Raw genomic sequence first — 13,285 nt, 5'->3', positions numbered from 1 at the left:
CCGCCGGTGGAGGGGTTAGGTGAACAACATTGCCGACAGCACGAAGTTGAACATCAGCACCAGCAGCGAGGCGTTGACCACCGCACGGGTGGTCGCCACCGAGGTGCCCTCGATGGTCGGCTCGGCGTGGAAACCAACGTAGGCGGCGACCAGTGCGGCGGTGCCGCCGAAGATCGCCGACTTCAGCATCGCCACGCCGAAGTCATCCCAGAAATCGACGCTGTTGCGCAGCGCCGACCAGAACACGCCATTGTCCAGGCCCAGCACGTGCACCGCTTCGAAGTAGCTGGCACTGATCGCCAGCGAGCAGAAGATGCCGGTCAGCAGCGGCACGGTCAGCACCGCCGCCCAGAAGCGCGGCGCGACGGCCTTGGCCACCGGGTCGATCGCCATCAGCTCCAGTGCCTTGATCTGGTCGGTGGCGCGCATCAGGCCCAGTTCGGCGGCGATCGAGCTGCCGGCGCGGCCGATGAACAGCAGCGCGGTCAGCACCGGTGCCAGTTCGCGGTACAGCGACAGGCCGAGCAGGGTCGACAGCGCGTCGGCCGCACCGAAGGTGGTCAGCGTGCGGTAGCCCTGCAGGGTCAGCACCAGGCCGACGAAGGCACCACCGACGGCGATGATCGGCAGCGAGCGCGCACCGATCTTGTAGATCTCGCGGGTCAGCTCGGCCAGGAAATCACGGGTCGGCAGCGAACCACGCAGCACGGTCAGCGAGAACAGGCCGGCACGGCCCAGCGAGCGGGTGGCTTGAACGAACGGCATCAGGCGACCCTCGCGCGCGGCGCGGCATCGAACGGAATGGGGCCATCGGGCTGGCCGTGCAGGAACTGCCGCAGCAGCGGGTCCTGGCTGGACTGCAGCGCCTCGGGCGTGCCCTGGAACACGATGCCGCCATTGGCAATGGCGATGACCTGGTCGCAGATCGGCAGGGTCTCGTGCACGTGGTGGCTGACGATGATGCTGGTCAGGCCGAGGCTGTGGTTGAGGCGCTGGATCAGGCTCATGATCACCCCCGAGGCGATCGGGTCCAGCCCGGTCAGCGGCTCGTCGTAGATCATCAGCGGCGGATCCAGTGCCAGCGCGCGGGCCAGCGCGACGCGGCGCGCCATGCCGCCGGACAGTTCGCGCGGCCAGGCATCGGCAGCGGCCAGCAGGCCCACCGCATGCAGCTTCATTTCCACCAGGCGGCGCAGCACGGCGGTCGGCAGGCGGGTATGCGTGCGCAGCGGCAGCGCGACGTTTTCGGCCACGGTCAGATCGGTCAGCAGGCCGTTGCCCTGCAGCAGTACACCCACGCTCTTGCGCATTTCCAGCAGCGCGCCGCTGTCATGCGGAATCGGCTTGCCGAACAGGGTGACCTCGCCGGCGACCGGACGCAGTTCGCCGGTCAGTGCCGCCAGCAGGGTCGACTTGCCGCTGCCGGACGGACCCAGCACGGCCGTGATGCTGCCCTTGGGCACCTGCAGCGACACGTCACGCAGGATCGTGCGCCCGCTCCGGTCGATGCGGACGTTGGATAACTGCACCAGACTGGAGGTGGAAGCCGACATGGGCACCATTAACGTTTTTTAGACATCGAAGGATCGGGCCCGTCGGCTGAACATAAGCAGACTGGACGGTCCAGTATTGTGGCACGGCAAGACCCTAGCCAGGCCGGGACAATCGGCCGGCAGCCCGGAACAATCCGTACCGGCGATGGGCTGACCATTGAATACTGCCTGCCGTGCTGCACACTGTGCATGATGAGTGACCCGGGCAGCGATTTCCGCCTCTACCATTCCAACTCCCTGGACGTGCTGGCCGCGCTGCTGGCGCGCAACGTGCGTGCGCCGGTTCCGGGCCAGCCGTTGCTCGCGCCGGAGGTGGTGCTGATCCCGCAGGTGGCGATGCGGCGTTGGCTGCAAGCGACACTCGCTGCCGAATATGGCGTGGCCGCCAACCTTGAGTTCCTGACCCCGGGCGAGTTCGTTGCCCGGGCGCTCAACGCCAATGTGCCGGGTGAACGCGACGACCTGGACGCGGCCGGCCTGCACTGGAAGCTGTATCAGGCACTGCGCGACCCGGCGCTGCTGGCACAGCCACCGATGCGTGCGCTGCAGTCCTATCTTGCCGGCGGCGATGCGCTGAAGCCGTGGGCACTGGCCGGTGAACTGGCATCGGTGTTCGAGAAGTACCAGGCCTGGCGCCGCGACTGGCTGCTGCGCTGGGAGGCCGGCGCCGACCCGGCCGACCCGCAGGCGATCCTGTGGCGCACCATCGCCGGTGGCCATGACTACCGCGCCCGCCGCATCCAGGCCTACCTGGATCGCTTCGAGGGCGCTGGCCAGCCGTTGCCACAGGGCCTGCCGCCGCGCATCTCGGCGTTCGCGACGCTCAACATCTCACCCGACGTGCTGCGGGTGATGGCCACCCAGGCGCGGGTGGGCGAGCTGCACTTCTATATGCCCACCCCCGTGCAGTCGTACTGGGGCGACCTGCAGACCCTGGCCGAGCGCCTGCGCAGCGGTGCACCGGATCCCTTCGGTGAAGCCGCGGGCGAGAACCGGTTGCTGGAAGCCTGGGGCGCTGCGGGGCGCGATTTCATGGCGGTGCTGGGCAGCTACGAGGTGGTGCATCCGGCCGGCGAGATCGCGGCCTATTCCGATCCGGAGGACGACACCCGGCCAACCCTGGCCGAAGGGGGGCTGTCCGACAGCCTGCTGCATCGCCTGCAGCGCGATCTGTTCCACCGCCGCGCACTGCCCTCGGGCGAGCTGCGCGACGGGCTGCGCAGCGACGATCCCAGCCTGCAGGTGCATGCCTGCCATACCCGGCTGCGCGAGCTGCAGGTGCTGCACGATCAGCTGCGCAGCCTGCTGCAGGACCCGCGCTTCGACCCGCCGTTGCAGGCACGCGAGATCGCGGTGCTGGCGCCGGACATCGATCCCTATGTGCCGTACCTGGAAGCGGTGTTCGGCGGCCGCGGGGGCGAGGACGAGCACATTCCCTATGCGCTGGCCGACAGCAGTCCGCTCGCAGGCGAGCCGCTGGCCGACGTGTTCGTGCACCTGCTGGGCCTGCCGGTCTCGCGCTTTGGCCTGAATGAAGTACTGGACCTGCTGGCCAGCGCGCCACTGGCCGAAGCGGCCGGGCTGGAGGCGGTGGACTTCGATCGCCTGCATGGCTGGCTGCAGCAGGCCGGTGCACGCTGGGGCCTGGATGCGAAACACCGCAACCAGCACCAGGCGCCGGCCGACGACGCCTACACCTGGCAGTTCGCACTGGACCGCCTGGTGCTCGGTCACGCGACCGGCAGCGAGGCTGACCTGGCCGGCGTGGCGCCGTGGATCGAACTGGAAGGCGGCGCGCTGGAAGCGCTGGACAGGCTGCTGCGCCTGCTGCGCGTGCTGGCGGTCTACCAGCGTCGCCTCGGCGAGCTGCTTACGCCGGCGCAGTGGCGGCAGCGGCTGCTGTCGCTGCTGGACGCGCTGCTGCCGGACGCACCCAGCTCGCCCAACAGCCAGCGTGCCCTCGAGCGCCTGCGCAAGCTGCTCAACCAGTTCGCCGACGATGCTGCCAAAGCCGGTTTCGAAGACGGTGTGCCACCGGAGGTGGTGCGTTCGCACTTCGCCGGCGCGCTGGGCGAGGCCGATACGCGCGCACCGCTGCTGACCGGTGGCATCAGTTTCGGCCGCATGGTGCCGATGCGCCTGCTGCCGTTCCGGGTGATCTGCGTGCTCGGTCTCAATGATGGCGACTTCCCGCGTCGTGACCCGGCTGCCGGTCTCAACCAGCTCACCGCCGAGTTGGACACACCGCGTCGCCGTCCGGGCGACCGCTCCACCCGCGAGGATGACCGCTTCCTGTTCCTGCAGCTGTTCGCCGCCGCGCAGGAGGTGTTCTACCTCAGCTATCTCGGCGCCGACCCGCGCGATGGCAGCGTGCGCGAGCCGTCGGTGCTGGTCAGCGAACTGATCGATGCCGCCGCCGCGTATCACCTGGATCCGCCTGCGGCGGTCCGCGACTTCACCGTGCGCCATGCATTGCAGCCGTTCTCACCGGCGGCGTTCGGTGATGGCGATCCACGCCGCTTCAGCTATCGGCGGCAGTGGCATCCGGCTGCCGGTCGCCTCACCGGCCAGCGCGGGGGCCTGCAGCCGTGGTTCGACGCACCGTTGCCGCCGCCGCTCGACGATGCGGTGGAAGACGAAGTCACGCTCGATACCCTGCGCCGTTTCCTGTGCGACCCGGCCGGGCAGTTCCTCGCACAGTCGCTGGGCCTGCGCCTGGCCGACGCCGCCGAGGAGGTTGATGACCTGGAACCGCTGGTGCTGTCATCGCGCGGCCCGGAAAAGCGCAGCGTACAGGCGGCGGTGGTGCGTGCCACGCTCAGCGGCGATACCGAGCCGTTGTACCCGCGGCTGCGCGCGCGCGGCCTGCTGCCGTCGGGTCCGTTGGGCGAGCGCCAGTTCGAGGTGGAGCAGTTGAAGACCCGCCCGTATGCCAGTGCATTGCTGGGCTGGATGCAGGGCGAACCGCTGGAGAGCCGTCGTTACGAGGTGGAGATCGACGGCGTGCGCCTGCATGGCCGCGTGGCTGATCGTCATCCCGAAGGCCTGGTGCGCCTGCGCGCCAGTACCCTCAATGGCAATGCGGTGATCCGCCAGGGCCTGGACTGGCTGCTGGCCAACGCTGCCGGCGATGCGTTGCCGCTGGTGCAGTTCCACGATGGCGGTGATGCCGGTCCTGGCCCGCATGTGCTGCCGGCATTGAGCGCCTCCGCTGCACGCGCGGCGCTGCGCGCGCTGCTGCAGCTGCGCCAACGCGGCCTGCGCGAGCCGCTGCGCTTCGCCCCGTATACCGGTTGGGTGCTGTACAACGCGCCGACAGAAAAACAGCGCAGCGAAGGCTGGAAGCAATGGCACGGCAGCGACCGCAGCTGGGGGGAATCCAGCAGCGACGCCTGGCAGCTGCTGCTGCGTGGTGCCGACCCGTTCGCTACCGATGCCAGCTATGCCGACCTGCTGCGCAACAGCCAGGTGGTCTTCAGTGCGTTGCGCGAAGGCCGTGCCTTTGGCGTTGACGTGAGCCAGGGGCGTGGCACATGAGCACCGCCATCGCCGAGGACGGCATCGAATCTCTCAGCGGCGACCCCTATCTGGCCCTGCCGCTGGACGGCATCCGCCTGATCGAAGCCAGCGCCGGCACAGGCAAGACGTTCACGCTGGCCACGCTGTTCACCCGCCTGGTGGTGGAGCAGGGCCTGCGCATCGGCCAGATCCTGGCGGTGACCTTCACTGATGCCGCCACCCAGGAACTGCGCAAGCGCATCCGCGAGCGCCTGGCGCTGGCCGCGCGCCTGGTCGACCTGGAACCGGCCGAGGGCGAAGCGCCGGACACGAGGCTGACCCGTGAGGTGCTGCAGCGCCATCTGCAGGGGGGCACCGAGAGCGCTGCCGCACTGAAGCGCCGCCTGCAGGTGGCCGCCGACGAAATCGACCTGGCGTCCATCTTCACCATCCATGGCTTCTGCACCCGGGTGCTGCGCGAGCACGCGCTGGAAAGCGGCCACACCTTCGATCCGCCGGAGCTGCTGGCCAGCGACCGTGAGTTGCTGGAAGAGCTGGCCGCCGACCTGTGGCGCGTGCATGCCAATGACCCGGCTACGTTGGAGCCGCTGACCTGGCTGTGGTCCACTCCGGACGCGCTGGCCGCCGATCTGCGCGCGCTGCTGGGCGCGCCGCCGCTGCATCCGTTGCCACGGCCGGTGGCGCTGGCCGATCCACACCCGGCATTGCAGAGGGCAGCGGAAGCACTGTCGGCAAGCGTGCGCGAGCATGGCGAGCAGTTCTTCATCGACCTCTGCGATGCGGTCGACAACAAGTGGCTCAACGGTGTGTCCTACAAGTTGGGCTGGCTGCACCCGCTGGGCCGGCAGCTGCTGGGCTGGGCCGAGCGCGGCGACCCGCGCGAGCTGCTGGTCAGCGAGCGCCTGCCGGCACTGCTGCCGGAGGTGCTGGCTGACAAGACCAACAAGAAATTCGCCGATCGCACGCCGTCGTCGCCGCTGCAGGCGCCGTTGGCGCGCTATGTCGCGCTGCTGGCCGAACGCGATGCCTGGTTGCGCGGCACTGCGCTGAATTTCCTGCACCGCCTGCGCGAAGAAGCCACGCAGCGCCTGCAGGCGCTGAAGCGCACGCGCCGGGTCCAGACCTACGACGACCTGATCGATGGCGTGGCGCTGGCCCTGGAAGGTCCGCAGCGGCTGGCGCTGGTCAAGCAGTTGCGCGCGCAGTACCGCATTGCGCTGGTCGACGAGTTCCAGGACACCGATGATCGCCAGTGGGGCATCTTCCACAGCGTGTTCGGCGATTCGCCGGAGGTACGCGAGCTGGGCCTGGTGCCGGCGCTGTTCCTGATCGGCGACCCCAAGCAGGCGATCTACGGGTTCCGCGGCGGTGACATCCACACCTACCTGAAGGCCAAGCAGGTGGCCCAGCAGGCGCCGGTGCTGGACCAGAACTTCCGCTCGCGACCGGCCGTGCTGCGCGCGCTGCAGGCGCTGTACGACAACGGTGGCGAAGACGCCTTCCTCGAGCGTGACATCCAGTTCGAGCCGGTGCGTCCCGGTGGCGTGCGCAGCGATGCGGACTACCTGCGCGACGGCGATGCTGTGGCGGGCCTGACCCTGCGTGTACTGCGCAGTGGCGGTGACAAGGCGATGAGTGCCGATGCTTCGCGTGAGGCGGCGACCCAGGCCTGCGTGGCGGCGATCCACCAGATTCTGGTCGATGCCCGCGCCGGCAAGGCCGTGCTGCGTGGTCATCCGGTGCGGCCGGGTGACATCGCGGTGCTGGTGCGCTCGCATCGCGAGGCCACGCTGGTGCAACGGGCGCTGGCCGCGGTCGGCATTCCTGCCGTGGCAGCGGGCAAGCAGAGCCTGTTCGCCACCCCCGAAGCGCGTGATCTGCGTGCGTTGCTGTTGGCGTTGCTGCAGCCGGCCGACGAAGGCCGCCTGCGTGCGGTGCTGGCCACTGTGCTGCTTGGCCAGCGGGCCAGTGCGATTGCCGCGATGGAGCGCGAGGGCGACCTGCAACGCGAGTTCCAGGCACAGCTGCTGCACTGGCGTGAGCGCTGGCAGCGCGGCGGTCCGTTCGCGGTGATTGCCGATGTCTGTGCCGCCCAGGGTGAACGCCTGCTGGCGCTGATCGATGGCGAGCGCCGCCTGACCAACTACCTGCAGCTGGGCGAACTGTTGCAGGAAGCCTCGGCGCAGGCGCTGGGCATGCACGGCCTGCTGGACTGGCTGCAGGGCCAGATGGCCAGCGCCGACCAGGATGACGAGCAGCAGCTGCTGCGCCTGGAATCGGATGCGCGCCGCGTGCAGATCATCACCCTGCACAAGAGCAAGGGCCTGGAGTACCCGCTGGTGTTCCTGCCCTTCGTCGGTATCGACGGCGGTGCACCGAACACTGCATCGCACTGCACCGTGCACGTCGGCGGCCAGCGCCAGCTGCACTGGAAGCTGGACAGGGACGAGGCCTGGGAAGCGGCCAGCAGCCAGCGTGAGCGCGAGCAGCGCGCCGAGGATGCGCGCCTGCTATATGTGGGACTGACCCGTGCCGAGCATGCGCTGTGGCTCGCCGTGGGTGATCTGGCCGGCCTGGGCAGGACGCGGCTGGCACCGCTGCTGGGCGACCTGCAGGCACTGCGCGTGCACGCCGATGTGCATATCGACGACAGCGAGGCTCCGGCCACCCCGCCACCGTTGGCGGCCGAAGTGGAAGGTGACCTTCCGGCAGTGCGTGCCCTGACCCGGCGCGTGCCGCACGACTGGTGGGTGTACAGCTTCACCCAGTTGGCCCACGCCGATGCCGGTGCGGGCAGCGATATCGAAGCGGCGGCCACCGAGCTGCCGGCACCGGCCGCCGATGAACCCGCGGGCCCGGAACTGCCGCTGGAGCCCGCGCTGCCGGAACCCGCTGCGGCGGCCGAGGACAGCACACCGGTCGATCCGCGTTTCATGGGCAGTCGCTTCGGCAATGTGCTGCATGAGGCGATGGAGAACGTCGACTTCGCGGCCTGGGGTGACTGGCAACCGGGCCTGGAAGCTCCCGAGGGCCAGGCCGAGGTGCTGCACAAGGCGCTGCACGATGAGGGCTATGCCGACGTCGATCTGGACGATGGCGTGGCGGTGCTGGTGCCGCTGGTGGGCCACACGCTCACCGTGCCGCTGCCCGAAGGCGGTGCGCTGCACAGCCTGGGTGAAGGGGAGCGCCGCGCGGAAATCGACTTCCATTTCGCCATCGAACCGACCACGGTACCGGCGCTGCTGCAGGTGCTGCATGCGCACGGCGTTTCCAGCGCGCGCCGGGGCTTCGGCCAGCGCCGCCGCCTGGAAGGGCTGATGACCGGCATGATCGACCTGACCTACGTGCGCGACGGGCGCTGGTACGTGCTCGACTACAAATCCAACCGCCTGCCCGGCTACAGCCCGGACCTGCTGGCCATTGCCATGCGCCATAGCGAGTACGACCTGCAGGCGCTGATCTATACCGTGGCGCTGCATCGCTGGCTGCGCTTCCGCCTGGGCGCAGCCTACGACTACGAGCGCGACATGGGCGGCATCCGCTACCTGTTCTGCCGCGGCCTGGATGCTGCCGGCAACGGCGTGCATGTGGACCGCTTCCCGCTGGCGCTGGTGGATGCACTCGATGCGCTGTTCGCCGGTGGCGAACAGGCCCAGGCCGAGCTGGCCGAGCGTGCGCGCGGAGCCAGCGCATGAGCCTGTTGAAGGAACTGCACCAGAAGGGCCAGCTGCGTACCCTCGATCACGCGTTGGCGACCAGCCTGCAGCGGCTGCGCGACGACACCCCGGACAGCGTGGCGCTGGCGGCCGCGTTGGCCTCGCTGGCGGTGTCGCAGGGCCACGCCGCGTTCGATCCGGCACAACCGCAGCGGTTGCTGGAAGGCGTGCCTGAGTGGCCTGCCGCGCAGGACTGGTTGGCACAGCTGCGTGCATCGCCGTGGGTAGCGACACCGGAGCAAGCCGACGCCATTGCCGAGGATGCGCCGCTGGTGCTGGAGAACGGCCTGCTCTACCTGCGCCGCTACCGCGAGTACGAGCGTCAGTTGGCCGTTGGGCTGCAGCGCATCGGTCGGCATCCGCTGCCGGCACCGGACATGATGGCGTTGGCGCCGTTGTTCGCGCAGCTGTTCCCGCAGGCATCGGGCAGTGAAGATCATCAGGCACGCGCGGCCGGCGTGGCCCTGCGCCATCCGCTGGCGCTGGTCACCGGCGGCCCCGGCACCGGCAAGACCACCACCATCGCGCGCCTGTTGCTGCTGCTGGCCGCGCAGGCCCGGCATGCCGGCCTGCCGCTGCCCGAGGTGGCGTTGGCCGCGCCTACCGGTCGCGCCGCCGAGCGCATGGCCGAGAGCCTGCGGGTGGCTGTGCAACGGCTGCAGGAACAAGGCCTGGATCCGACGCTGTGCGCGGGGTTGCCCAGTACCGGCACCACCCTGCATCGCCTGCTCGGGGTGATTCCCGATTCACCGCGCTTCCGCCACCACGCCGACAATCCGTTGCCGGTGGATGTTGTGGTGGTCGACGAAGCCTCGATGATCGATCTGCCGATGATGGCCAAGCTGGTCGATGCGATTGCCAGCGGCACCCGGTTGATCCTGCTTGGCGATCCCGATCAGTTGCCATCGGTCGAGGCCGGCGACGTGCTCAGCGCGATCCTGCGCGCCAGCGGTGATGGCATCGGTACCCGCGCCGACGACGCGCAGGCGTTGCATGGCCTGCTGGCGCCGGCCACCTTGCAGCCGCAGGCCGTGCCACGCGCCTTCGCCGGGCGCCGCGTGCAGCTGCAGCGCGGTTATCGGCAGAGCGATGCGCTGGACCTGGCACCGCTGGCCGATGCCGTGCGCGAGGGCGACAGCGCCGCCGCATTGCAGCTGCTGCGCGGCGGTGCATTGGCTGGCGTGCATTTCCACGAAGGTGAGGCCGATCCATTGCGTGGCCAGCGCGAGCATCTGCTCGGCCATTGGCGCGCGTTGGCCGACGCGGCCGATCCAGTGCTCGCCCTGCAGCAGGCTGGGCGCCTGCGCGTGCTGACCGCGTTGCGCGAAGGCCCGCAGGGTGCACGCGGCCTCAACAGCCGCATCGAACAGCTGCTGGCCGGCAACACCCCGGGCTACTTCCAGGGCCGCCTGCTGCTGGTCACCGAGAACAGCTACCGGCACCGCCTGTTCAACGGCGATATCGGCATCTGCCTGCGCGATGGCAGTGGCGCGATGGTGGCCTGGTTCCCCGGCGACACCGTTGAACAACCACGTGCTTTCCACCCGGCGGCACTGCCCGCTCACGAAAGCGCCTTCGCGATGACCGTGCACAAGGCACAGGGCTCGGAGTTCGATGAAGTGTGGTTGCAGCTGCCACGCCAGGACAGCCGTGTGCTGTCACGCGAACTGGTCTATACCGGCCTGACCCGCGCCCGCCAGGTGCTGCATGTGGCGGGCGGCGCTGACGTGCTGCAGGCGGCGTTGAAGCGCCACGCCAGCCGGCTGGGTGGCCTGGCCTGGCGGCTGGGTGTGGAAACGGTCGCCGAACAACCGATGCGCATCGAACAGCCCACGGTGCAGGGCCAGTTGTTCTGAATCGGGGTCGGATCCCGTTCCCACCGGGAACGGGCTCTGATCCTCGTCGCCGAGGCACACATGCTCCGGGTCACAGCCCTCCCTCCGGGAGGGCTGTGACCCGGCGTCATTCAGCGATCAGTACCAACCCATCAGGGAACACGATCGCCACTTCATCGGCACTCACATCGAAGAACCCCACGCCGTGCGTCTCGGCCAGGTCCTGCACGCGGCCATGCGCACGTTCGGCCACCGAGTACGCGAAGGCGCCGTAGATCACCTGCTGACCGATGCTGTACTCGGTCACCTCGTCACGGTCGTCATCGTCGTTGCTCAGCGGCCCATTCAGTGGCGGGAAGTCCTGTGCCATCTCCGCGAACCACGCCTGCAGCGCCGGGCTGCTGACCGCCGGGTCGTCGTACTCGTGGCGCTCGTTCCACTGCGTCTGCTTCTCGAACCAGGCGATGAAGGCCGCCGCTTCACGTGGAGCGGCGCTGGCCTCGAACACCATCATGTCGTAACTCATTGGAGCTTCCTGTGCAGAGCAGGGGGCAGAGCCTTCGCCCGGGGCGAAGGATCCGACCTCGGCAACGGGGTCTGTGGACGCACAGGGTATCGCGCTACGGCTGCGCGGCCGCGCTCATCGCCAACCCCGGCGCCAATGCCTTCGCCTCCGGGAACAGCGCGAAGCGCAGGCCGATCAGACCCATCAGGGCTTCATCGCGGGCCTTGCAGGCCGCAACGCTGCCCACCCGGCCCAGCGAGGTATCCAGCCGCTCGCGCAGCGCTTCGGCGGCCACAATCGGTTTGCGCGCGGCAATCTGCCGGCGGTAGTGCACGGCGATCTCTTCAAGAATGTGCTCGACTGCCTCGCGGCTGCGCTCGGGCAGTTCCAGCCGTGCGCGGCGCAGCTGCAGGATGTTCAGGCCGATGCGCGCCTCATTGAGCATGTCCACCGAGGCGATGTCGCTGCCCTCCGGCGTGGCCGCCAGGCGCGGTGCGAGCAGGCCCAGCAGGTCGAGCATGCGTGCGGCGAAGCGCTGGCGGTCCTGCTGGCCACGGCCTTCGGCGGCTTCGGCCAGTGTGGTCCAGCCCTGCCGCACCAACCGGCGCGCGGTCCACTCGGCACCCACCGAACGGAACAGGCGGGTCATCACCACCGCAAAGCCAATGCCGATGAACATCGCGATCGACGAATTGAGGAAGGTCTGGATGTTGGCGCTGTAGGTGTTCTGCAGGCTCAACAGTGCGGCCAGGTTCACCGTCAGCGGCAGCGCGAACAGCGCGCTCTTGGGGTGGTGCAGCATCAGCCCCAGGGGCAGGAACGCCACCGCCAGCACCAGTGCCAGCAGGCCGAAGTCGTGCACCGCCGGGAACACGCCGAACAGGTACACGCCGGCCACCACCGAGGCGACCATCGCCCACACCAGGAACGACACCATGCTCGGTGCCGGATCGTCCTGTGCGGCGAAGAACGCGGCGGTCACTGCGGCCATCATCGCGCCGTTGCCACCGCCTTCCCAACCCAGCGCGATCCACAGCACGCAGTAGCTCATCAGCGCCACGCCGGCACTGAGCGCGGAGAACAGCGCCATGCCGTAGTCGACGTGCTTGTCGGCGGCGACGCGCTCGGTGCGGATGCGGTAGTGCGCGCGGTCCAGCGGCGCGGTGCCGTGGTCGATCGCGTGCTGCAGGGTGCGGCAGTCCTGCCACAGGTCGACCAGTTCCTCCAGGCGTAGCAGCAGGCTGGCCAGCTGCAGGTGCTGCAGGTCGCGGTCCACCTGCGGCTTCAGTGCGCTGATGCGCGCGCGCAGGCGGGCGTACTCGCTGGCGTTGGTCGGGCCATCCAGCCAGTCATGGATATCGTCCACCAGTGCCGGCAGCCCTTCCGGCAGGGCCTGGCCGTCGCTGCGCAGCGCACTCAGGCGATCGGCGATCGAGGACAGCACCGGCAACAGCAGCAGCATGCGCTCGCGCAGGCGCTCCATCGACACCGCCGAACCGGCATGGCGCGGATCATCGCGGCGCAGGAACTCGATCAGCGCCTCGAACTGCACCAGGTCGGCGGCGAGGCGGTTGCGCGGCGCATGCGCGCGGCCACGTTCAAGGATCTGCCGGCACCACTGCGCGGCGTCCTCCATCCAGTTGCCGATGCGGGCGCGCAGCATCGGGCGTACCGAGGCCGGGAACAGCAGCGAAGCAAACAGCACTGCCACCACCGTGCCGAGGATGATCTCCTCGCTGCGTGCTACCACCGTGTCGAAGATGGTTTCCGGCGAGGTCACTGCCGGGAAGCCGATGAAGGCGGTGGTGTAGCCGGCCAGCAGGAACGCGTAGCCGCGCGGCCCGCGGTTGAGCAGGGCCATGAACAGGCAGCCGGCCAGCCAGATCGACATCGCCGCGCTCAGCACCAGTGGCGTTTCCACCAGCGCCGGCAGCACCAGCAGGGTGGCCAGGCCGGCCACGAGGGTGCCAACGATGCGGTACACGCCCTTGGCCCGGGTTGGGCCCAGCAGCGGCTGGCTGACGATGTACACCGTGCCCATCGCCCAGTACGGGCGCGACAGGTTGCCGGCCATGGCGATGTACAGCGCGGCCACCGCGGCCAGGTAGGTCTTGATCGAGAACAGCCAGGCCTGGCGGTCGGTCAGCGCGTTCATGG

The 13,285-nt window shown here is 69.1% G+C and carries 7 protein-coding genes; 3 read left to right on the top strand and 4 right to left on the bottom strand.

The genetic code is table 11. The features are described 5' to 3' along the window. Nucleotides 1-15: 15 nt before the first annotated feature. Together EGM71_RS20675 and EGM71_RS20670 are read right to left on the bottom strand one after the other, a co-directional pair. Nucleotides 16-765 (bottom strand): MlaE family lipid ABC transporter permease subunit, encoded by a 750-nt coding sequence (locus tag EGM71_RS20675; RefSeq protein WP_005414955.1) that lies wholly within the window; start codon nucleotides 763-765, stop codon nucleotides 16-18. Then, a complete protein-coding gene (locus EGM71_RS20670) occupies nucleotides 765-1,553 on the bottom strand; it encodes an ABC transporter ATP-binding protein (RefSeq protein WP_014039019.1) in 789 nt (262 codons plus the stop codon). Before EGM71_RS20670 ends, EGM71_RS20675 begins: the two co-directional genes overlap by 1 nt. Before the next feature lie 189 nt (nucleotides 1,554-1,742). Here EGM71_RS20670 and recC point away from each other — a divergent pair, with 189 nt between their 5' ends. The 3 genes from recC to recD are packed head-to-tail and all read left to right on the top strand — an operon-like array spanning nucleotide 1,743 to nucleotide 10,644. Beyond that, complete coding sequence (gene recC, locus EGM71_RS20665; protein WP_188486849.1) at nucleotides 1,743-5,090, top strand: exodeoxyribonuclease V subunit gamma; 3,348 nt, start codon at nucleotides 1,743-1,745, stop codon at nucleotides 5,088-5,090. Then, nucleotides 5,087-8,767 carry an exodeoxyribonuclease V subunit beta gene (gene recB / locus EGM71_RS20660; RefSeq protein WP_188486847.1) on the top strand — a complete coding sequence of 1,227 codons (3,681 nt, stop codon included), beginning with the start codon at nucleotides 5,087-5,089 and terminating at the stop codon, nucleotides 8,765-8,767. The genes recC and recB overlap by 4 nt, the downstream gene beginning before the upstream one ends. Beyond that, nucleotides 8,764-10,644 (top strand): exodeoxyribonuclease V subunit alpha, encoded by a 1,881-nt coding sequence (recD, locus tag EGM71_RS20655; RefSeq protein ID WP_188486845.1) that lies wholly within the window; start codon nucleotides 8,764-8,766, stop codon nucleotides 10,642-10,644. The genes recB and recD overlap by 4 nt, the downstream gene beginning before the upstream one ends. A 106-nt stretch (nucleotides 10,645-10,750) precedes the next feature. On the opposite strand, the gene EGM71_RS20650 is transcribed toward recD, so the two are convergent. Continuing rightward, nucleotides 10,751-11,149, bottom strand: coding sequence for a hypothetical protein (locus tag EGM71_RS20650; RefSeq protein ID WP_188486843.1), 399 nt, complete (start codon nucleotides 11,147-11,149; stop codon nucleotides 10,751-10,753). Between the two features lie 94 nt (nucleotides 11,150-11,243). Next, nucleotides 11,244-13,283: an FUSC family protein gene (locus EGM71_RS20645; protein ID WP_188486841.1), complete on the bottom strand. Its 2,040-nt coding sequence runs from the start codon at nucleotides 13,281-13,283 to the stop codon at nucleotides 11,244-11,246. Between the last annotated feature and the right edge of the window lie 2 nt (nucleotides 13,284-13,285).

Source organism: Stenotrophomonas maltophilia (assembly GCF_006970445.1).
Classification (GTDB): domain Bacteria; phylum Pseudomonadota; class Gammaproteobacteria; order Xanthomonadales; family Xanthomonadaceae; genus Stenotrophomonas; species Stenotrophomonas maltophilia_AU.
This window is presented reverse-complemented; position numbering and strand designations above follow the sequence as displayed.